We start from the raw sequence: 20,073 nt of genomic DNA on the forward strand, positions 1-20,073 counted from the left end.
GTTTAGTTGGAGCCGAACGCGAGCACGGTCAGCGTGGTGTTGATGTGGAAGCCCGAGTAGATCTCGAATTGCACGTTCATCCCAGCAGCGGACGGTGCAAGCTTCATGGCCTCGGAGAGCTTTGGCAACATGCCCTGGGCCTGCGCGTACCACAGGCGTCCGCTGCAGTGGAACAGGAGGGCGGCCTGGGGGTTCTGTACCCGCCTGGGCAGTTCCTCCTGGAAGAAGTCCCGCGTCATGCCCGCCAGGTCGCCGGCCTTCATCAGGTCCAGCTCACTGCCCTCCTCCAGGAGGTTGGCGAACAGGATGGAGCCATCTTCCAGGGGGCGCCACGCGGCGCGGATGAAGTACTCGCGGCCCACCTTGAGCGCGGTGGGGCGCAGCGCGAAGCCACCCGGCCGGCCGAACTCCAGGTCCGCGATGTTCTCCACGCCCAGGATGTCCGCGTAGCGCCGGGCGGCGGGCTGACCGTCGATCTCCAGGGCGCGCGTGTGCGTCTCATCCACCTTGGTGATGGTCATGCGCTCGCCGGTGGGCACGTACCAGTGCGAGCGCAGCGCGGCCCAGGGCGCGTTCGTCTTGAACAGGGCCACCAGCACACCGTCGCCGGCGACCTCTCCGTCCACGTGGATGAGGGCGGACTGGCGCGCGGGGTCCGTCTCTGAATCGCTGGCGCCGCCGCCCACGAGCACCAGGGTCTGGTTCTTCTCCAGGATGCCCAGCAGCAGCTCTTCCTTCTTGTAACGGAAGCCGTCGTCAATCACGAGGCCCACGTACCGGCGCGCGTCCAGGTCCTGCTGGCGCACGCCCAGCTCCTCGCACGCGCGCTTGATGGCCTGCGCGCCCGCGGCGATGGCGTCCCCGGTGAGGCCGCTTCCCAAACCCAGGCCCACCTCGAAGTCGCCGGAGAGCGCGCCCATCACCACGCTGTTCTCGTGGATGCCGTTGTTGTCCAGCTCCCCGGCGGTGGTGGCGCCCACCAGCCGGGTGTCCTTGGGCAGCCGCTCACGCACCGCGCGGTTGAGCGCGCGCTGGTCGCGCTGGCGGGCCGCGAACAGCGTCACCAGCTTCGGCGGCGGGCCGTGCAACTGGCCCAGGAGGTCCTCGGCGACGGCGACCGGATCCGTGAGGGTGGAACGAGCCGTCTGCATCTTCACGTGCGCCATGAGGACCTCCGTGCGAACCGGCGGCGGCTAGAAGCCGGCGCCGGGGTGTGTCTTGTGACAACTGCCGGTGCACTGCTGGAACGACTCGCGGCCCCCGCCGACGTACATGCTCTCGATGGGGCCGAACTTCTCCACGTGGCTCTCAGGGTAGCTCTTGTGGCACGACAGGCAGGCGGCCTTGCTGGTGCGCTGAGTGGTCTCCTGCTTCAGGTGGCAGGACGAGCACTTCTCCAGGGGCGCGTCGAAGCGGTTGGAGCGCGAGTGGATGAAGTGCGTGCGCACGAAGATGGGGCCTTCCAGTTCGAAGCCCAGCGGAGCATGGCACGACGCGCACGCGGCGCGGTTGTCGTTCGCATGCAGGACTTCACCCAGCTCGCCGCCCTTGCTGTGGCAGGTGTTGCACGGACCCGTGGTCAGGGCCGCGCTGGTGTGCGTCTTCGTCCCCACCTGGATTTCGATGGTGCGCGACGCCGGCACGTCCTCACCCAGGTAATTGCGGCGCGCCTTGGCGGTCACCAGGTAGGTGCCGGGCTTCACGTCCGCGGGCAGGGTGTAGGTCCAGGTGTCGCTCACGGGCGCGTCCCAGCGGCCGTCATTGGGGAAGAAGGCGCCGCCGAACAGCTTGTTGGAGGGGGGGAAGGTCATGAACTGCGCATAGACGCCGTCGCGCGCCGGGGTGGCGATGGTCTGCACGTCCTGCGAGTCATCCAGGAAGGCCTCCAGGTCGACGATGGTCCGGATGGGCTGGATGTCCTGCGCCGGCCCGATGAGCTGGGTCATCATCATCCGTTCCTGGTGCTTGCGGCGATAGTAGGTCGTCGTGGGGTTGAAGAACGCCTGATAGTACTGGATCCCCGCCGGGCTGCCGGGAGCGCCCGGAGGTGCGACCTCATTGTAGGTTGGAAGGCTCCCGGCCTTGTGCAGGCGCTTGCCCTTGCCGTCCTTCAGGGTCATCTGGAAGGTGACCTGCGACCCGGGGGCATACGTGCCGTCCTTGCGGGGCGCCGTCAGGGCCTTGATGTCGATGCCAAACCCGTAGCTGAACTCCGGCTGGGACACCTGCGTGACGGGGATGTAGTAGGGGGCGAACGGGCGCAGGCTCCAGCGCAGGCGCAGACCCGCCGTGCGGGAGTTGAAGGTGAGGGTCTGCTTCTTCGCGTGGTTGTACGCGTTGCGCAGCTCCACCAGGGCCTCTTCCTCATAGGCCGTGGCGCCGTTGCAGTCCGTGAGCGAGCGGCAGTCGCGCGTCCACTGGATGGCGCGCATGCGGCGGATGAAGAAGTCGTCACGCTCCGTGCGGCGGGTGTCGTCGCTGCCGATGTTCAGGAGCACCGGGGCGCCCGTCAGCACGCCGCGCGCGTCCACCGGCTCCACCGTGAAGAGGCTGGTCGCCTTCATCCACGCGGCGTCACGGTAGAAGCGGCGGCGGGTGAAGGTGCCGTCCGGGTTCGACAGGCCCACGAACTCCTGGTCCGCCATGCGCACACCCGACCACCCGATGGCCAGGAAGTCGCTGTTCTGACGCAGGCCGTCCACGCCCTCGTCCTTCGACGCGGTGATGGAGGCGCGCAGGTCAATCTGGTCCACCCAGAAGGTCTGCCCGGCCTTCACCTTGATGGGCACGCCCTTGCCGTTGTCCACCTCCAGCGCCAGGCCCACGGGCGGCTCGCGGTTTCCGCCACCCAGGATGTCGCCCAGCGACAGGTCCTGGCCCTGGACCGCGAGCTGCGGCTCGACATTGGGCTCCACGACGGCGGAGGACTCCAGCTCCGTGGACTCCGGACCACCGCACGCCACCGTCAGGCTGGCGAGGGTCGCCAGCAGGCTCGCGCGGCCCGCCGTGAACAGGCGGGGGGAAGTGCGAGAACACCGCTCCCGAATCGTGACAGTTCCAGCCATGAGGGGACTCCTCCGAACGCGTATGTGCGGACGGCTGCCGGAGCAGCGTCGCGGCCAGTGGACCCGGGTGCCCTTGCGTCGGGGGGACGCTGGCGGCGGGTCACTCTCAAATCCGGCTTTTGCCGGAAACGAGCAGTTCTAGCCACACGGAGAATATCCATAATCAACAGAGCGATTCAACTTCTGAGAATAATTCTAGTCAGAGTCGAACTCGGACTGTTCGTGACTGGATGAGAAGGGCCTCTGGGGCGCAACCCACCCGGGAGGGTCAAACTCGAATCGTGTTTCCCACTCCCTCCTGTGCTTCCGGAGTGAACGGGAGTTCGACAGTGAACTCCGAGCCCTCACCGAGCCGCGAGTGGACGCGGATGGTGCCGCCGTGGGCTTCGACGAGCTGTCGGACGATGTAGAGGCCCAGGCCGAAGCCCGGCGCGCGGCTGTCCGTCGTGACCCGCTCGAAGCGGGTGAACAGGCGCTGCTGGGCCTCCGCGGGGATGCCGGCGCCGTGGTCCCGCACCGACATCTGGATCCGGTGTGAGTCCTCATCCACGTTCACATGCACCTCCACCGGCTGACCCCGGCCGAACTTGAGGGCGTTGCTGACCAGGTTGGTGAGGACTCGGTCCAGGCGCTGGCGGTCCCAGCGGCCGCGGGCCGCGTTCCGGGCGTGGACGGTGAGGGCGCAGCCGGCGGCGGCGGCCTGGTCCTCGTGGCGGGCGGCCACCTCGTGCGCCAGCTCCGCCAGGTCCATGGGCCGGGACTCCAGCACCAGCCGGCCGCCGGACAGGCGCGACAGGTCCAGCAGGTTGTGCACCAGCTGCCCCAGCCGCTTCGTCTCGTCCTCGGCCAGCAGCAGCCCCTCGCGCAGGCGCGGGTCCTCCGCGTGCGCGGGCGCGCACTGCAGGCGCACGCGGCGCAGGCGCAGCTGCAGCGAGCTGAGCGGGGTGCCCAGGTCGTGCGCCGCCACTCCAATGAGCTCCAGCGCGTTCTGCGTCGCCGCCAGCAGGCGGGCGTTGTCCAGCGCCAGCGCGGCCCGCGCGGACAGCTCCTCCAGGAAGGCCTGGTCCACCGCGCCGTAGTGGCGGTGCGGCCGGGTGGACAAGAGGCACAGCGTGCCCAGCACCCGGTTGTCCACGACGAGCGGCACGCTCAGCGCGGAGCGCACGCCCAGCGCGCGCCACAGCTCCGCGCAGGTGCTGTCGCTGACGGAGGAGGGCAGCCGGTCGGGGTCCACCTCCGCGAAGCGCTCGGCGCGGCCGGTGTGCATGACGCGCGCGGGGCCGGGCTCGTCCAGCGAGGGCCTGCGCATCAGCGGCTCCCACAGCCGCGCCTGGGTGGCCGCGTCCGCGCACGCCACCGCGCCGGGGCGCACGCCGCTCTGGCTGTCCGGCAGGTAGAGCACGCACGCGTCCGCGACTTCCGGCACGCACAGGCGGGTGAGCGCGTTTCCCAGCTCCTTGGCGCCGGCCTGCGGCTGCAGCACGCGTCCAGCCTCCGCGAGCAGCGCCTGCATGCGCTCGGTGCGCTTGCGCTCGGTGATGTCGCGCGTCACCTCCGCGAAGCCCTGCAGCGTGCCGCCCTCCGCGTAGAGCGCGGTGAGCAGCGTTTCCGCCCAGAAGCGCGAGCCGTCCTTGCGCATCCGCCAGCCCTCCGACTGCAGGCGCCGCTCGCGCGAGGCCCGCTCGCGGTGGGAGGCGGGCAGCCCGTGCGACACCGCGTCCGGCACGTGCAGCACCTCCACGCGCTGGCCCACGATGTCGGAGGACGTCCACCCGGTGAGCCGCTCCGCGCCCGTGCTCCAGCAGGACACCGTGCCATCCGGCTCCAGGAAGCACAGCGCGTAGTCGCTCACGCCATCCATGAACAGGTGCAACCGCTGCTCACTCTGCACGGCTTCCGCGTGCATGGGGCCCAGCGCGTTGCGCAGCACCATCACCAGCGCGACCAGGGCGCCCAGGCCCAGCAGGCCGGAGAGGATGTCGGAGGCGTGATGGAGGACGGCCCCGTCGTCCACCGTCAGCGTGTGGGCCGTGAACACAAGGGTGGCAAGCAGGATGAGTCCGGCCAGAAGGCATACGGACAGACCTGCCCCGACCCGCTGAGCGAAGGTCCAACGTCGCAGCATGTGGCACTCCCCCCCGACGGCACCGAGCGCTTCTGTGCAGAAGGACGCTCAACATCACCGAAAAGGTGGGGTGAGCGACATCGCACTGTCGGGCAGGGTATCCTATAACCCTGTTTTTACCTGTTTGTCATGAAATCAAGGACCCTACCCGTGGGGATGGGAAATTTCTGGCGGGCAGGACGCGGCGGGGCTGTCGGATGGTGGACGGTGCCTGGCGCTTTTCAGGGAACTCGGGCCTGGAATCAAGGGGTTGGACGGGGTGGAGGTGCCTGCGAAATGGCCTTCCGGGCGCCGGGACGTTATTCAGCGCCCCCTCCTCGTCACCCAGGTGTTGCACGGCATATGGCGTCTCTCGTCGAAGGTCTGAAGGTCCGCTACCTCCCGCAGCCCGAATGGGGTGTGGGGCATCTGGTGTCGCTGCAGGAGCAGGGGGCCAAGGCCCTCATCGCCTTCCCGTCCCGCGAGGACGAGCCGGTGCTGGTGTCCACGCGCGGCGGTGCGCTGGTGCCCTACCAGTTGCCCAAAGGTGAGCCCATCCAGACGCCGAAGGGACGCAAGGCCACCATCCTGGGCGAGGAGCCGGGCGCGCGCGGGCTGCGCCGCTACGTGGTGCGCTTCGAGGACACGGGCGAGGAGGACGAGCTGCCGGAGTCCGAAGTCCGCGCGCTGGCGCCGCGCTCCGACCTGCTGTCCACGCTGCGCGACGGGCGGGTGGGGGACGCGAAGGCGTTCATGCTGCGCAAGCAGGCGCTGGTGCTGGACGACGAGCGCCGGGGTGACGCGCTGGGCGCGCTGCTGGCCAGCCGGGTGATGGTGAAGCCTCACCAGGTGGGCGTGGTGCAGCGCGTGCTGTCCGCGCGCCGGCCGCGCTTCGTGCTGGCGGATGAAGTGGGCCTGGGCAAGACGATTGAAGCGGGCATGGTGTTCAGCGCGCTGCGGCTGGTGGGCCTGGCGCGGCGGTGCCTGGTGGTGGCGCCCAGCCACCTCACCGTGCAGTGGCTGGTGGAGCTGTTCCACAAGTTCAACCAGCTCTTCACGCTGATGGACTCGGACCGCTACGAGCAGTCGCTGAAGGAAGCGCCGGACGTCTCTCCGTGGGCGCGCTTCCCGCTGGTGGTGACCAGCCTGGAGCTGCTCAGCCGCACCCGCGAGCACCGCGAGGAGGTGGCCGCCGAGGACGCCTTCTGGGACCTGGTCATCATCGACGAGGCGCACCACCTCAAGGGCGAGAAGGCCTTCGCCGCCGCGAAGGGGCTGGCCGCGAACTCGTGGGGCCTGCTCCTGCTCACCGCCACGCCCATGCAGCTGGATCCGGCGGAGTACCACGGCCTGCTCACCCTCATTGACGCGGCGACCGCGCCGTCCGTGAAGGGCTTCGAGGCGCGGCTCCAGCGCCAGGAGGAGCTGTCCACCGCGGTGCGCGCGCTCATGGAAGGCAAGGACGCGAAGGCCTCCGTGGCCGCGCTGGCCAAGCGCTTCCCGGAGGACGCGCGGCTCCAGACGTTGAAGGAGAAGGAGGCGCTGCTCGCGCACCTGGCGGAGACGTACAGCCTGTCGGACCGGCTGGTGCGCAACCGGCGCGCGGTGGTGGGCGGCTTCTCCACGCGCAGGCTCCACCGGCACCCGGTGCAGCTCACGCCGGAGGAGCTGACGGCGCGCGACACGGCGCTCGCCACGCTGGCGAAGGGCACGCTGCGCGGCGCGCCGCTGGCCAACGTGCTGCGCCGTCTGGAGTCCAGCCCCGCGGCGTTCACGGGCGCGGTGAAGTCCAACCCGGCGCTGAAGGGCGCGGACCTCAAGCTGACCGGCCGGGACGCGAAGCTCCTCGCGTTCGTGGGCGTGCTGCGCGGCATCTGGAAGGCGGAGCCGCGCGCGAAGGTGCTCGTGTTCACGGAGAGCCGCGACACGCTGGACTCGCTCCAGTCGGAGCTGTCGCGCGAGGGCGTGGAGGCGCTGGGCTACCACGGCGACCTGCCGCTCGTGGAGCGCGACCGGCAGGTGGCGCGCTTCCGCGACCCGGAAGGCCCCCGGGTGCTCCTGTGCACGGAGGTGGGCGGCGAGGGCCGCAACTTCCAGTTCGCGCACCACCTGGTCCACTACGACCTGCCGTGGAGCCCCTCCACGGTGGAGCAGCGCATCGGCCGCCTGGACCGCATCGGGCAGGCTCACCCGGTGGAGATCCACGTCTTCGACCCCGCGGGCACGCTCGCGTCGGACGTGCTGATGCTGCTGGCGGACGCCGTGGGCGTCTTCGGTGAGACGGTGGGCGGCCTGGATGCGGTGCTGGAGGAGGTGGAGGACCGCATCGCGGACCTGGCCCTGCTGCCCCGCGAGGCGCGCGTGGAGTACGCCGCGGAGCTGAAGGCCCGCGTGGAGGTGGCGCGTGAGCAGGTGAAGCGCGCGTACGACCCGCTGCTGGACGTGCGCAGCTTCGACAAGCCCGCCGTGGCCCGGCTGGTGGCGCGCGCGCAGGAGCGCATGGGCGAGGAGCCGGAGGAAGACTCCGACGAGGAGGCTCCGCCGCTGGAGGACGGGCTGTGGAGCGTGGCGCGCGACCTGGACGAGCGCCTGGAGGAGACCGTCACGGAGCTGGCGCGCCGCGTGGGCATTGGCGTGGACACCGACGAACAGGTGGAGGCCTTCCAGGTGGCCTTCCAGTTCGGCCACGCGCTCAACGTCGAGGGGCTGCCCGGCATCGACGTGATGCAGGACCGCACCGTGCTGGGCACCTTCTGGCGCGACACCGCCGTGGAGGCGGAGGAGCTGGAGTACTTCGCCACCGGCCACCCGTTGGTGGAGGCGCTGTTCGGCTTCCTCAAGGACGGCCCCTATGGCCGCAGCGGCTTCCGCCACATCGAGAAGCGCGGCGTGAAGAAGCCCGCGCGCGGCCTGGAGCTGCTCTTCCACGTCCAGCTGCCGGAGCCCCAGGACACCTCGCCCGGTGCCCGCGTGCCCAGCCGCCAGCTGGCCCGCTTCCTCGCGCGCACCCTCCTGCCCGTCGCCGTGGTGGAGGGCCCGGAGGGGCCCGTGGCGGACGGTTCCGTACTCGCCGCTTTGGAATCCGAGGGCAAGGCGCTGAAGGGGGATGAGGTCCACCAGGCCTTCCCGGGCTTCGGCGCCTTCGTGGACGCCGCGCTGCCCGTGGCCCAGGCCGCCGCCGAGGCGGAGCTCGGCCGGTCCGCGAAGAAGGCCCGGGCCGCCATCGAGGCCGAGCGCGACGCGGCCGCCGCCCGTCTGCGCCTCTCCCTCTCCCACCAGGGCCTGTCACCGGAGGCGGTGGAGGCCCAGGTTGACGCGGAGCGCAATCACTACGAGCGCCTGCTCCAGGCGCTCGCGGGGGCGAAGGTGGCGCTGGACGCGGCCTGCGGGTTCACCCTCAACCGCTGAGCCAAACCATCCTGATAGTATGGAATCGGTTCTAATGGTGTTCCGGCCATTTGACCGATTCCCCAATCATCGAGAATCTAGGAGGAAGGCAGCCTCCCCCCATGGCCCTTCCCCACCCCCCACGTCGGCAGCGCGAATCCGGTCAGGCCGCGGTTGAAGCGGCGCTGTGCATGCCGCTGGTGGTGTTCATGGTGCTGGGCACGCTGCAGCTCTTCATGCTGCTGCAGGGCCGCATCCTGGCGCAGGTGGCGGTGTACCGCGCGGTGCGCGCGGGCAGCCTCAACCACGCCAGCTGCGAGGCGATGACACACGCGGCGCTGGTGACGATGCTGCCCACGGTGGAGCACACGCGCACGCCCGCGCAGCTGGCCAACGCCTTTGACGAGCGCAAGCGCAACTACCTGCGCGTGCGCGGCTCGAAGGGGACGCTCTTCACCGAGGGGCCCATGGTCGAAATCGTCCGCGAGTCCCCGAACGTCGGTTGGGTGCGCGGCCTGGGGGACGAGGACCTGCTGTTCGACGTGCCCACGGACGACGCGGCGCTGATGCGCCAGCGCACGCTCGAGATCCGCATGGTGGCCTGGTACTACATGCGCATCCCGTTCGCGGACTGGGTGATGAGCCGCATGTTCCTGGCCCAGTTCCACCTCAAGAACTACACGGACGCGAACCCGCTCAACCCGGCGCAGAAGAAGTCCGACTGGTGGGCGGACACGGACGTGGAGCTGGGGCCGGATGACTGGCCCGGCGGGGACCTGGGGGACCGGATGGTGCGCTGGAACGCGCAGGGGCACTACCTGTTCCCCATCCAGGTGCACGCGGCCATGCGGATGATGACGCCAGTGAAGGCGGCGAACTTCCAGGGAGGTGCCGGATGCAGCCTGCACGGCTTCTGAGGCACGGACGCGGCCAGGCGCTGGTGCTGTTCTCGCTGACGCTGCTGCTCCTGACGTTGATGGTGCTGGGCACGCTGGGCTTCGGCATGCGCGCCAAGGAGCGCGTCGAAATCCAGATGGCGGCGGACGCGGCGGCCTACAGCCAGGCGGTGTCCACGGCGCGCACGTTCAACGCCATCGCGGTGATGAACCGCGCCCAGATTGCCCACATGGTGGCCATGGCGGGCACGCAGTCGATGATCAGCTACGGCAGCCAGCATTACGCCGCGCGGCAGGCGTCCCCGTGTGCCATGCCGGACACCGTCTTTTCCGGCCTGGACCAGGCGGCGGCCACGCAGGTGGCGCAGTTGCAGGGGCGTGCGGGCGACATGTTCCGCTCGGAGCTGGCCATGTACAACACGCTGGTGGGCACGCACCTGGCGCGGCAGGAGCTCTCGAAGCGCATCGCCCGGGAGATCAACAGCGAGCTGGATGCCCCGCCCGCGGGCGCCAACAAGTCGCTGTCGGAGGTGTCGGGCGGCGCGTCCTCCGGTACCTCCTACAGTCAGTTCGAGGAGCAGATGCGCACCGGCGGCGTGCCGGACAGCTCCGGCGCGGTGGCGCTCGCCGGCGGGCAGAGCACCGCCAACCTGAACGCCACCATGGGCAGCCTGGGCTGGACGTGGGTGCACAACCGGGCGTCCGGCAGCGCGGGCTTCGGCTCGGGCGCCGCGGCGCACAACCCCGGCTTCAAGCGCTACGGCAGCGCCTCCTCGATGGACTCCTCCACGTACGAGACCATCTCCGGCCGCAACTCGTGGGCGCACGACCACGGGCGCGCGGTGGTGATCACCTGCCCGGACGGCACCGTGGTCCCCGGCGCCGCGACGGACGCGTGGGTGATGTCCGACGAACTCCAGTCCAAGCAGGACCAGCACGTCTACGGCGCGGGCAAGCCGCCCCCGGGGCAGGGCTCGGAGAACAACACCACCGTGGACGAGCGCCACACGCTGGGCGCCTGCAACGTGTGCCCCGGCATCTGGCCGTACGCGGTGGGCTTCAACGCGGGGCTCTTGAACGGCCCCCGCCCGGACGAGAACGACTTCGGCCAGCCCAAGCTGTACGCCATGCTCCACCGCGACTACGCCAGCGCGTCGCGCCGGGCGAAGCCGGACCCGTGGAACCTGCTGTTCACCTTCAAGTTCGCGAACCAGGAGACGGAGTTCGACAACGCCGCGCCGCTGGGGCGCATCCAGCCCACCGGCATGGAGGACGTGCAGCGCAACCAGGTGGCCCTGTCCGCGGGGCTCGCCTACTACCACCGGCCCCGGGCGGCGGCGGCGGGCGGTGGCTGGGCGGAGCCGCCCAACTTCCTCAACCCCTTCTGGCGCGCCACGCTGGTGAGCACCGAGGGCGCGCGTGACGACAAGCCCGCGCGCAGCCTGTCCGAGGCGGGCTTCACCGAGCACGCGGACGCGCTGCGCCGGCTGGACAACGCGGGCTACCGGGGTGGCAGCAAGACGGGCGGGAGGTACTGATGGACACGCGCGCTTCCAGGTCGCGCCGTGGACAGGCGCTCGTCGAGACGGCGCTGGGGGCGCTGGTGTTCGTCACCGTGCTGATGTTCGGCATCTACTTCGCGGAGGTGAGCGCGCTGACCCTCAAGGTGCAGGAGGCCGCCAACTTCGCGCTGTGGGAGGCCACCGGGCACGTGATGCACAACCCGCAGAACGGCGTCTTCCAGCGCTCCAACGCAGAAGCGCTGGCCTCCGCGGAGGCCGCCGGGCGCTACCAGGACTTCGACGGACGCGCGGGCCGCACCAGCGGCGCCATGACGTTCCAGCTGGCCCTGGCGCGCGCCACGCGAATCCAGGTGGACTGCGAGCCGACGCGGCCCGCGGGCAGCGACATCGAAATCCTGGGCACCCGCCCGCAGGACGCGGACCCGGTCTCGACGGCGCTGAGTCAGTCCATGGACACGCAGTCCGACGGCATCTCGTGCACCGCCTCCACCCGGATGCGCGCGGAGCGCCTGGGCACGTTCATGGAGCCGGAGTTCTTCAAGGTGTCTCACCGGCGCGCCACCGACCAGTTCGTGGTGTGCGCGGCGGGGCGCGCGTCCAACGGGCGCTGCACCCGGCGCTTCTTCATGCTGCTGGACGACTGGGGCCTGTCCACCGTGGCCGAGGGCCGCGAGTGCCCCCTCAGCACCAACACCGGGGGCGCCTGCGGGAACGTGGACTACTACGAGTGGGCCCAGAGCGTGTACCGCAACAACGGTGGTGGCGGGAGCGCGGGCAGCGCGCTGATGGCCGGCGTGGGCGCGGCGGGGGGCGTGAACGAAGACCAGTTCTTCATGAGCTTCCGCGGCCAGGAGAGCAACTACGAGCAGAGCATCGGCGGCTCGCACGCGGGCAACCAGACCGTCTGGGAGACGACGCCCTTCAAGGCCAGCAACATCAATCCCAAGTACGACGTCCAGCGCGAGAACAAGTGGCTGGGAGGCGTGCCGCATTGAGCCGGGGCGGGCGCGTGGCGGGGGCGCTGCTCTCGCTGCTGCTGGGGCTGTCCGCCCGGGCCCGGGCCCCCGACGCGGGCGTGCCGGACTCGGGCGTGCCGGACGCGCCGCGCTTCGCGTGGCCCCGGCTCCAGGTCATCGCGCACGTGGAGTCCAGCGACATCGTGGAGGCGGGTGGCATCCCGGTGGCGCTGCGCGCGGTGCACGTGAAGGAGAACATCCGGGACCTGGTGCAGCGCTTCGCGGACGCGTTCCGCGACGGCGGGCTCTACGTGCCGCCCGGCAAGGAGCAGGCGCAGTACGCCAACAACGCGGCCATGCTCACCGCGTTGGATCCGAAGCGGCGCATCACCTACACCGTGGTGATGATGCCGCAGCCGGATGGCACCACCACGCTGTACCTGGGGGAAGCCAACCACGCGCTGGCTCGTCCGCAGGAAGCGCCCGGGGACTTCGCGCCGCTGCCGCCGCAAGCGAATGGCGTGCTGCGCGTCAACGCGGAGGGCTCGCGCACGCTCACCTTCCAGGTGCCGCTCACGGGGCCGCAGGTGGAGGCCTTCTACGGCGACGCCCTGGCGAAGGCCGGGTGGAAGCGCGGCGACGAGGCCGGCCTGTACTCGCGGCCCGGCGCGGAGCTGCGGCTCACGCACCAGCCCGCGAAGGACGGCCAGCGCGGCGTGGTGCTCATCTATCAGCAGCGCGCGCGCTGACTGCATCAGACGCGCTGGCAGCAGCGTGCGCGCTGATCAGGCGCGCAGCTTCTCGCGCAGCGCCTTGGCGCGGCCCTGCATGTCGGGGTCCAGGCCGGTGAGCTCAATGGACTTCAGCCGCTGGTCCAGGCTCTTGGGCAGCTTCTTCTGGAGCGTGCCCGCCTCCTGCAGCGCCTCCAGCTTCGCCAGCGCCTTGTCCACGATGCGCTCGCGCGGGTGGTCCAGGAGGCTGTCGAGGAAGTACGCGTCCTCGGGCAGGTCCGGATACTTCTCCAGGTAGTCCACCACGCCCTTCACCCAGTCCGCGCGCGTCTCCGACTCCTGCACCTTGCGCAGGGCGTCCTTCTGGGCCTTGCGCTTGCCTTCAGGGTCGAACGTCTTCGCGAGCCCCTCCGGCAGCTCGCCGCCGGTGAAGAGGGCGTCCGCGGCCGTCTTGTATTTCTGGTAGCTGGCGCTGCGCTCCAGCTTCTGCTGCGCCGGGTCGTCCTGGCGCGAGTGGTACTTGCTCTTGCCGCGCTGCGCGTCCAGCTCGCGGTAGGACTTGTTGCGCTTGCCGGTGAAGCCACCACCGTCGTTGTCGTCTCGGGCCATCTTCATCTCCCCTTGCGGGCGCGCCACAGCGCCGCCAGTCCCCGCCGGACGAGGGTGCGCACCTGCGCCAGCTCCTCGGGGGCGAGGGGGTGCTCCTCGTCCTGCTCCGCCTCGAACAGCGCTTCCGTCACGTATTCCTGGAGGGCATCCGGCGCGGGCGGCGCATCCGGTTCCCTGTCCAGGGCCCTGGCATCCGCGGCCAAGAGCCCCGACGGCCAGCCCAGCTCCAGCATGGCGTGCAGCTCGAAGAGCAGGTGGCGGGCGACCCCATAACCTTCGTCCGTGAGGCCAGCGGCGTCAAGCGCACCCAGCAAGCCGTCCTGCCGGTTCTCGAAGGCATGCATCAGCCGCGTGCGCGCCTTGTCGTCGTCTTCCAAATAACGCCAGGCGGCCTCCACGAATTCGCCGGTGGGCTCGTCCGGATGGAAGGGCGCGGGCGGCTGCAGCCGCTCCTTCTTCGGACGCGGTGGGCGGGGGCCGTCTTCCAGTCGCACCGCCTTCCCCTCCAGCACCAGGTCCCAGAGGCCCAGCAGGTTCTGGTACAGGCGGCGCGCCAGCTCCGGGTCCTGGAAGCGGGGCTCCCCGTCGAAGAGGGTGGGAATCACCTGGCTGGCATCGGCGCCTTCCGCGCGCGCCTCGTGCATGCGCTCGAGCACGTCGGCGGTGTCGCAGGGACTGCCAGACAGCTCCAGCAGTCCGTCGAGCGTCTGTGCACCCTCGAACTGGCGGACGAAGTCGGGGGCTCGGTTCTTGGAGCGGCTCATCGTGGAATGGACGGTAGGCACAAGGCGGGCATCCGCGCACGGGGCAATCACGCGGGAGCGGCCGTCGCTTCCGTTTCGGGCGCGGCGCCCCTACTGTGCGGCAGTCATGGCCGTGGAAACTTCGTCCGACCCCTTGAAGTCCGCGATGCAGGAACTCTACCGCGCACGCGCGGTGGAAGGCCCGCTGGGGGAGAACGGCCTGCGCACCGTCTGGCACCTGTCTCCCCAGGGCGCGGAGCTGATGTCGCTGGTGGACGAGGACGGCCGGGTGCGCCGCCAGGAACTCACGCTCCTGGATGAACACTGCATCTGGGCCAGCGGCCAGGGCGTGCGCACCGGCAGGGTGGAAGCCGGCGAGGCGCGGCCCGTGTCCACGGAGGTGCGCGCGGACCCGGAGCTGGTGCCGCAGCGGCTGGTGCGCGCCGCGCAGGCGCTCGCCACCTACGAAGGCCAGGACCGTTACATCCTGCACATGCAGCGCGTGCTGGCGCTGGCGCGCGAGGGGCTGGAGATGTCCAGCGTCACGCCGCCAGAGCACCTGGCGGAGCAGCTGGGCCGCACCCCCGGCACGCGGGACACCGTCGCCACCCGGGCCGTGACCTTCACGCCGGTGGCGCCGCCTCCGCGCGAGGCCGTTCCCGCCGCCGCTGCTTCAGCGCCCGCGCCGCGGGTGGCCCCGGAGCCGGAGCCCGTGCTGCTGCGGCACGGTCAGCCGCTGCCCAACGAAGTCCTGCCCCCGGTGGTGCGCAAGTCGGAGGGGCTGGTGATGGTGGCCGTCTTCGGCTTCGCCGTCGTGGTGGGGCTCATCATGCTGTACGTGCTGACGCGGGGAAGCTGAGCCGCACGGGCGAGCGCTCGCCCATCAGGTGTGTCACGTCCGCGTCGGTGGGAACGGGGCCGGACGTCCTGCGGCCGGTGGTGACGCGCTCTGGGCCCAGCGTGGTGTGCAGCGGGTGCGCGTCCAGCACCAGCAGGACGGCCACCGCGGCGGTGAGCACCAGGCCGCCCACCCACTCCAGCGCGCGGGTCCGCCGGGCCTCCGCCGCGCGGTACGTCATCAGCCAGGCGAAGCCCAGCACCAGCAGGCAGGAGAAGCAGCTCCAGCGCACCGTGCGCAGCCGCGCCGCCTGCGCCATGCCCTCCGCCATCAGGTCCGGGCGGAGCGCGCCGGGGGCCCGCGACAGCCGGGACAGCAGCGTGAAGAGATGGTGCGCCTCCAGCGTGCCCACCACCGCCATGCCCGCCAGCGCGGCGGACACCAGGCTGCCTAGCAGCAGGCTGCGGCGCGTGTTGTCGTGGACCGCGCGCGCCGTGTTGTAGCGCGCCATGCCCAGCGCCACCGACAGCGCGCCCAGCAGCACCGCGCTCGTCCAGGCGCCCAGCAGTCGGGGGGCCATCGCCTTGCCCAGCCCCGCCGTCAACGCGATGCCCGCGTCCGTGGCGGACACCATCGGCAGCGCCGCCTGCATCCGCTCCAGCGCCACCTCCGTGCCCAGCAGGCCCAGCGTCCACGGCACCGTCGCCATGCCCACCATCACCGCCAGCGGCACCGTGCGGCCCAGCAGCGTGGAGCCCGTCGCCAGCATGAGCAGGGGCACCTCCACCACCAGCGCCAGCACCAGCAACGCCGCGAAGGGCCCCGCGGAGGTCACCACGCTCACCAGGCCGGCGGGACTGCCCAGGAGCACCGGCAGCGTGCCCCCCAGCACGCACACCATGGTGGGGACGGCCAACGCCACGACGAACGGCCCGGGCGCGACTTGAGGTCTGACTGGAACAAGCATTTCCAGTGAGAATAGGGGGCCTGTGATTCCTTGTAATTCAGACGGGGGGACGGCCCACGAGCCAGTACACGACAGAGCAGACGGCGCCGGCCACGGGAGCCAGCACGATGCTCCAGAGCAGCGTCTGGCCGCAGTCCGCGCCCTCGCAGCCGATGCGCCCGTAGGCGAGCACGCCGCCCGCGAGCATGGGCAGGTGCATGCCCGCGATGAACAGGCCCAGGCCGCGCAGCACGAGCCCCCGGTACCAGGGCCGCGTCCACAGCCGGAAGACGAGCGGGACGAGCACCAGGGTGCCGGTGAACGCGGCGGCCAGCGCGAAGTGCCGGGCGGCCACCGCGACGCACGCGCCCGCGGCCAGCAGCAGGGCGGGCACCAGCAGGAGCGCGTTGAGCGACAGCGGCTCTCGTTCGCGGGGCGGCGTCTGAGGCATGGGCCTGAGCGGAAGGCTCGCAGGGCGTCCCCGGTCGCGCAAGGCCGACAATGGCGTGGAGCGGATGGGCACGGGGCCCATGAACACCCCTTCGCAAGCGAAGGCCATGGCCCCGCGGGGCGGCGTTCAGGCGGCGACGGCGCCTTCGCCCAACAGGCGCGCGTAGCGGCCCCGCAGCGCGAGCAACTGCTCATGCGTGCCGGCCTCCACCACCTGTCCGCCCTCCACCACGGCGATGAGGTCCGCGTCGCGCACGGTGCTGAGCCGGTGCGCGATGACCAGCACCGTGCGGCCCTTCATCAGCGCCTGGAGCCCCGCGCCGACCGCTGCCTCGCTGGTGGCGTCCAGGGCGCTCGTGGGCTCATCCAGCAGCAGCAGTGACGGGCGGCGCAGGAAGGCGCGCGCCAGGGCCAGGCGCTGCCGTTGTCCGCCGGACAGCCGGCTGCCCCGCTCTCCCACGGGCTCATCCAGGCCGCCGGGCAGCGCCCGCACGAAGTCCTCCGCGTGCGCCAGCCGCAGCGCTTCCCACAGCGCGTCGTCCGGCGCGTCCGGCTGGCCCAGGCGCAGGTTGTGGCGCACGGTGCCGGAGAAGAGCACCGGCTCCTGCGGCACCCACGCCAGCTGCGCGCGCACGCTGGACGCCTTGAGCGAGGACAGCGGCACACCGTCCCACTTCACTTCACCGCCGCTCGGCGGCAGGAAGCCCAGCAGCACGGAGAACAGCGTCGTCTTGCCCGCGCCGGACGGGCCCACCAGCGCCACGCGCGCGCCCGCGGGAATCGTCAGGTCCACGCCCTTCAGGGCCTCGCGCCCGTCCGAGTACGTGGCGCGCACGCCCGACAGCTCCAGGGCGCGCGACAGGGGAGGGGCCTCCGCGCCCACGTCCGGCGGCACCGGCGAGTCCGCGAGCTCGAACAGGCGCTCCGCCGCCGCCAGCCCCGTGAGCACCTGGGACAGCGTGCCGCTCAGTGACTTCACCGGTTGGTAGAGCAGCAGCGCCGCCGCCATGAAGGACAAGAGCCGCCCGGCCAGCGTCGGATCCATGGACACCGCGCGGGCGCCCCACGCCACCGCCACCGCCACGCCGACGATGCCCAGAAGTTCCACCGTGGGGCTGAAGGCGCCGCGGATGAAGAGCGAGCGGCGCATCTCCGCCAGGTACGCCTCGGCCTCCGCGTCGAAGGACTCCAGCGCGCGGGGCACCGTGCCGTAGGCCTGCACCACGGGGAGGTTCTGCAGCTGCTCGGCGGTGATGGCGCTGAGCGCGCCCAGGTTTGCCTGCGAGCGGGTGGCCACCTTCTTGAGCGACCGCGCGAAGCGGCTCACCGGCACCACCGTCACGGGCACGACGACGAACGTGAAGAGGAAGAGTTTCGCGTCGATGAGGAAGCAGGTCGCCAGCAGTGCGCAAATCTGGAGCCCATCCCTTACGTACGATGACAACGCCTGGGTGACGGAGAACTCCACCAGGGGTACGTCCGAGGTGAACCGGGAGACAAGTTCTCCCGAGTGGCGCTGCTCGAAGAACGCCGGCGGCTGGGCGAGCAGCCGGCCGTAGAGGAAGCCCCTCAGGTCGGCCATCACCCGCTGGCCCAGGCGCTGCATCAGGCCGCCCTGGAGGAACTGGGCAGTGGCCTTCACCAGCGCGACCGCGACGACCAGCAGGGGCAGCCGGGACAGCAGGGCCTCCGGCGCCAGGGTCATCCCCGCGACGGTGACGGGGGCGCCGGTGAGGACGGCGCGCAGCAGGGGCCCGACGATCCAGGCGTACGCGGCGGTGGCGGCCGCGGCGGTGAGCGAGGCCAGCGTGCCCGTGAGAAGCAACCGGCGATACGGGCTCAGGTAGCCCAGGAGCCGGCGATAGACGTGCGCGGAGGGACGGGGGGCCACGGGAGGGGGCGCACTCTGTCACCGAGGCGACGGTGCCGTCCAAGCCAAAGGGAAGTGGGAAGCGCGCGTGCATGGCCGCCCGCCCCACGGCCGGTCAGGGAGCGCTCGCGCCCGCCTGCGTTGCCGCATCCCACACACGCGGACAGCTTGAGATGCGCCATGGAAACCAACTCCGAGAAAGAAGTCCTGTTCAATCCCGGCTGCGAGTCGGTCGTAGATGACGAAGAGCGCCGCCGTCTGCTCTGGCTGATGGCCGAGTACTTCCGCACCATCGGTTACTCGGACATCAAGGCCCGGCTCCCTGGCTTCATGCCGCCGCCCGTGCTCTCCGGCACCATCGAGGACCACCGGCCGGACTTCACCTGTCGCCAGTCCGACTCCGCCCGCACGCCCATCATCCTGGAGATCGTCACCCCGGGCATGGTGGATGATCCCACCGCGGAGAACCGCTGGAGCCTCCTGGCGAGCGCCGCGAAGCTCTACAACGCGGAGCTGCACTTCGTGGTCCCCAAGTGGTCCATGAACGGCCCCGTGGACCCGGCCCTCAAGCGCCGGCTCGCTCGCATGGAGCTGACGGTCAACCGCGTCTGGACCGTGTAGCGCCAAGGCCCGGCTTCCCACAGGGTTGGACCCCGGCCTGGATTGCTGGCGTGTTTCGCTGCGTTATAGTGACTCCGATTCTCTACGCAGCTTGAAAACGCCAGTAATTTCCAGGGGTTCGATTCAATGGCAGGGGCCGCAGGGCAGAAGCGCGACTACTACGAGGTCCTGGGCGTCCAGAAGAACGTTACGGCGCAGGACCTGAAGAGCGCGTTCCGGAAGGTCGCGTTGCAGTACCACCCGGACCGCAACCCCGGGAACCACGAGGCCGAGGAGAAGTTCAAGGAAGCCTCGGAGGCTTATGAGGTCCTGAGCGATCCGGACCGGCGCACGAAGTACGACCGCTTCGGACATTCGGGCAACCCCTTCGGGGACGCGGGCGGCGGCTTCCAGGGCGTCAACATCAACGACATCTTCGGAGAGATTTTCGGCGACATCTTCGGGGGTGGCGGCGGGCGTGGCCGGCAGCGCCAGAGCCGGGGCGCGGACCTGCGCTACAACCTGGAGATCAGCTTCGAGGAGGCGGCGTTCGGCTGCCGCCCGAAGGTGACCATCCCTCGTCCGAAGAAGTGCGAGACCTGCTCCGGCTCCGGCAGCAAGAGCGGCGCGGCGCCCCGGCAGTGCGCGGCGTGCGGTGGCAGCGGGGAATTGCGCTACTCGCAGGGCTTCTTCGCGGTGTCCCGTCCGTGCGGTGACTGCGGCGGTTCGGGCGCCACCATTCCGGATCCGTGCGCGAAGTGCCGGGGCTCCGGGAAGACGCCGTCGGAAGAGGTCATCGAGGTCGCCATCCCGGGCGGCGTGGACAACGGCACGCGCGTGCGGCTGGCGGGCATGGGTGAGCCGGGAGACCGGGGCGCGCCCGCGGGCGACCTGTACGTGACGGTCATCGTGCGGGAGCACCCGCTGTTCCAGCGCGAGGAGTACGAGGTCTTCTGCGAGGTGCCGGTGTCCTTCACGCAGGCGGCGCTGGGCGCGAAGATCGACGTGCCCACGTTGGACGGCAAGGTGAAGATGACCATCCCGGCGGGGACCCAGTCCGGCAAGGTGTTCCGCCTGCGCGGCAAGGGCATCCCGCACCTGCACAGCCAGCAGCGCGGGGATCAGCACGTGCGCGTCATCATCGAAACGCCCACGGAGCTGTCCTCCAAGCAGCGCGAGCTGCTGGAGCGCTTCGCGGAGGTGTCCGGCGAGGAGACCCATCCCCAGTCGAAGTCCTTCTTCGACAAGGTGAAGGAACTCTTCGGCTAGGTGGCCGGGCGTGCGTCCGGGGCCGCGCGAAGGCGTGGCTCAGGGGCCGCACGAAGAGGGGGAGGGGATGGGGCTCCCCCTCGGTG

The 20,073-nt window shown here is 70.7% G+C and carries 16 protein-coding genes; 8 read left to right on the forward strand and 8 right to left on the reverse strand.

Annotation, left to right across the window (positions count from 1 at the left end):
• Positions 1 to 2: 2 nt before the first annotated feature.
• The 3 genes from D7Y21_RS00860 to D7Y21_RS00870 form a co-directional block, all read right to left on the reverse strand.
• Complete coding sequence (locus tag D7Y21_RS00860) at positions 3 to 1,166, reverse strand: FIST signal transduction protein (protein WP_120562383.1); 1,164 nt, start codon at positions 1,164 to 1,166, stop codon at positions 3 to 5.
• A 27-nt stretch (positions 1,167 to 1,193) separates the two neighbouring features.
• The gene (locus tag D7Y21_RS00865) at positions 1,194 to 3,065 is read right to left on the reverse strand and encodes a cytochrome C (protein ID WP_121710617.1); all 1,872 of its coding nucleotides are present in this window, start codon (positions 3,063 to 3,065) and stop codon (positions 1,194 to 1,196) included.
• A gap of 268 nt (positions 3,066 to 3,333) precedes the next feature.
• On the reverse strand, positions 3,334 to 5,190 hold the full coding sequence (locus tag D7Y21_RS00870; protein ID WP_121710619.1) for an ATP-binding protein: 1,857 nt from the start codon (positions 5,188 to 5,190) through the stop codon (positions 3,334 to 3,336).
• A gap of 342 nt (positions 5,191 to 5,532) precedes the next feature.
• On the opposite strand from D7Y21_RS00870, the gene D7Y21_RS00875 reads away from it, so the two are divergent.
• The 5 genes from D7Y21_RS00875 (at position 5,533) to D7Y21_RS00895 (ending at position 12,680) form a co-directional block, all read left to right on the forward strand.
• Positions 5,533 to 8,577 (forward strand): helicase-related protein, encoded by a 3,045-nt coding sequence (locus tag D7Y21_RS00875; protein WP_121710621.1) that lies wholly within the window; start codon positions 5,533 to 5,535, stop codon positions 8,575 to 8,577.
• 101 nt (positions 8,578 to 8,678) lie between these two features.
• Positions 8,679 to 9,473, forward strand: a complete 795-nt coding sequence (locus D7Y21_RS00880; protein WP_121710623.1) for a TadE/TadG family type IV pilus assembly protein — start codon at positions 8,679 to 8,681, stop codon at positions 9,471 to 9,473.
• Entirely contained in the window at positions 9,452 to 10,990 is a 1,539-nt protein-coding gene (locus D7Y21_RS00885; RefSeq protein WP_120562378.1) for a pilus assembly protein, read from the forward strand. The genes D7Y21_RS00880 and D7Y21_RS00885 overlap by 22 nt, the downstream gene beginning before the upstream one ends.
• Positions 10,990 to 11,970, forward strand: a complete 981-nt coding sequence (locus D7Y21_RS00890) for a TadE/TadG family type IV pilus assembly protein (protein WP_121710625.1) — start codon at positions 10,990 to 10,992, stop codon at positions 11,968 to 11,970. Before D7Y21_RS00885 ends, D7Y21_RS00890 begins: the two co-directional genes overlap by 1 nt.
• Positions 11,967 to 12,680: a hypothetical protein gene (locus tag D7Y21_RS00895; RefSeq protein WP_120562376.1), complete on the forward strand. Its 714-nt coding sequence runs from the start codon at positions 11,967 to 11,969 to the stop codon at positions 12,678 to 12,680. The genes D7Y21_RS00890 and D7Y21_RS00895 overlap by 4 nt, the downstream gene beginning before the upstream one ends.
• 36 nt (positions 12,681 to 12,716) lie before the next feature.
• Here the strand turns inward: D7Y21_RS00895 and D7Y21_RS00900 are convergent, their stop codons facing one another.
• Positions 12,717 to 13,271 (reverse strand): hypothetical protein, encoded by a 555-nt coding sequence (locus tag D7Y21_RS00900; RefSeq protein WP_199724210.1) that lies wholly within the window; start codon positions 13,269 to 13,271, stop codon positions 12,717 to 12,719.
• A 2-nt stretch (positions 13,272 to 13,273) separates the two neighbouring features.
• Positions 13,274 to 14,035: a hypothetical protein gene (locus D7Y21_RS00905; protein ID WP_120562375.1), complete on the reverse strand. Its 762-nt coding sequence runs from the start codon at positions 14,033 to 14,035 to the stop codon at positions 13,274 to 13,276.
• A 145-nt stretch (positions 14,036 to 14,180) separates the two neighbouring features.
• Here D7Y21_RS00905 and D7Y21_RS00910 point away from each other — a divergent pair, with 145 nt between their 5' ends.
• Complete coding sequence (locus tag D7Y21_RS00910; RefSeq protein ID WP_233611891.1) at positions 14,181 to 14,873, forward strand: hypothetical protein; 693 nt, start codon at positions 14,181 to 14,183, stop codon at positions 14,871 to 14,873.
• Here D7Y21_RS00910 and D7Y21_RS00915 read toward each other — a convergent pair.
• The 3 genes from D7Y21_RS00915 to D7Y21_RS00925 form a co-directional block, all read right to left on the reverse strand.
• Positions 14,842 to 15,774 carry a hypothetical protein gene (locus D7Y21_RS00915; protein ID WP_147443143.1) on the reverse strand — a complete coding sequence of 311 codons (933 nt, stop codon included), beginning with the start codon at positions 15,772 to 15,774 and terminating at the stop codon, positions 14,842 to 14,844. The two genes, D7Y21_RS00910 and D7Y21_RS00915, sit on opposite strands and share 32 nt — an antisense overlap.
• Before the next feature lie 82 nt (positions 15,775 to 15,856).
• Positions 15,857 to 16,249: a hypothetical protein gene (locus tag D7Y21_RS00920; RefSeq protein WP_121710629.1), complete on the reverse strand. Its 393-nt coding sequence runs from the start codon at positions 16,247 to 16,249 to the stop codon at positions 15,857 to 15,859.
• Between the two features lie 126 nt (positions 16,250 to 16,375).
• The gene (locus D7Y21_RS00925) at positions 16,376 to 18,139 is read right to left on the reverse strand and encodes an ABC transporter ATP-binding protein (RefSeq protein ID WP_121710631.1); all 1,764 of its coding nucleotides are present in this window, start codon (positions 18,137 to 18,139) and stop codon (positions 16,376 to 16,378) included.
• A 159-nt stretch (positions 18,140 to 18,298) separates the two neighbouring features.
• Here D7Y21_RS00925 and D7Y21_RS00930 point away from each other — a divergent pair, with 159 nt between their 5' ends.
• Together D7Y21_RS00930 and dnaJ are read left to right on the forward strand one after the other, a co-directional pair.
• Positions 18,299 to 18,739: a hypothetical protein gene (locus tag D7Y21_RS00930; protein ID WP_014393482.1), complete on the forward strand. Its 441-nt coding sequence runs from the start codon at positions 18,299 to 18,301 to the stop codon at positions 18,737 to 18,739.
• 126 nt (positions 18,740 to 18,865) lie between these two features.
• Positions 18,866 to 19,987, forward strand: a complete 1,122-nt coding sequence (dnaJ, locus tag D7Y21_RS00935) for a molecular chaperone DnaJ (protein ID WP_120562370.1) — start codon at positions 18,866 to 18,868, stop codon at positions 19,985 to 19,987.
• The last annotated feature ends 86 nt before the right edge of the window (positions 19,988 to 20,073 follow it).

Origin of the sequence: Corallococcus sp. AB045 (assembly GCF_003668895.1) — a bacterium.
Classification (GTDB): Bacteria; Myxococcota; Myxococcia; order Myxococcales; family Myxococcaceae; genus Corallococcus; species Corallococcus coralloides.

Bases quoted from the DNA above. Each gene is read 5' to 3' on its own strand.
- D7Y21_RS00860 (WP_120562383.1), bottom strand. From the start codon at position 1,166: ATGGCGCACGTGAAGATGCAGACGGCTCGTTCCACCCTCACGGATCCG.
- D7Y21_RS00865 (WP_121710617.1), bottom strand. From the start codon at position 3,065: ATGGCTGGAACTGTCACGATTCGGGAGCGGTGTTCTCGCACTTCCCCC.
- D7Y21_RS00870 (WP_121710619.1), bottom strand. From the start codon at position 5,190: ATGCTGCGACGTTGGACCTTCGCTCAGCGGGTCGGGGCAGGTCTGTCC.
- D7Y21_RS00875 (WP_121710621.1), top strand. From the start codon at position 5,533: ATGGCGTCTCTCGTCGAAGGTCTGAAGGTCCGCTACCTCCCGCAGCCC.
- D7Y21_RS00880 (WP_121710623.1), top strand. From the start codon at position 8,679: ATGGCCCTTCCCCACCCCCCACGTCGGCAGCGCGAATCCGGTCAGGCC.
- D7Y21_RS00885 (WP_120562378.1), top strand. From the start codon at position 9,452: ATGCAGCCTGCACGGCTTCTGAGGCACGGACGCGGCCAGGCGCTGGTG.
- D7Y21_RS00890 (WP_121710625.1), top strand. From the start codon at position 10,990: ATGGACACGCGCGCTTCCAGGTCGCGCCGTGGACAGGCGCTCGTCGAG.
- D7Y21_RS00900 (WP_199724210.1), bottom strand. From the start codon at position 13,271: ATGGCCCGAGACGACAACGACGGTGGTGGCTTCACCGGCAAGCGCAAC.
- D7Y21_RS00905 (WP_120562375.1), bottom strand. From the start codon at position 14,035: ATGAGCCGCTCCAAGAACCGAGCCCCCGACTTCGTCCGCCAGTTCGAG.
- D7Y21_RS00910 (WP_233611891.1), top strand. From the start codon at position 14,181: ATGCAGGAACTCTACCGCGCACGCGCGGTGGAAGGCCCGCTGGGGGAG.
- D7Y21_RS00920 (WP_121710629.1), bottom strand. From the start codon at position 16,249: ATGCCTCAGACGCCGCCCCGCGAACGAGAGCCGCTGTCGCTCAACGCG.
- D7Y21_RS00930 (WP_014393482.1), top strand. From the start codon at position 18,299: ATGGAAACCAACTCCGAGAAAGAAGTCCTGTTCAATCCCGGCTGCGAG.
- dnaJ (WP_120562370.1), top strand. From the start codon at position 18,866: ATGGCAGGGGCCGCAGGGCAGAAGCGCGACTACTACGAGGTCCTGGGC.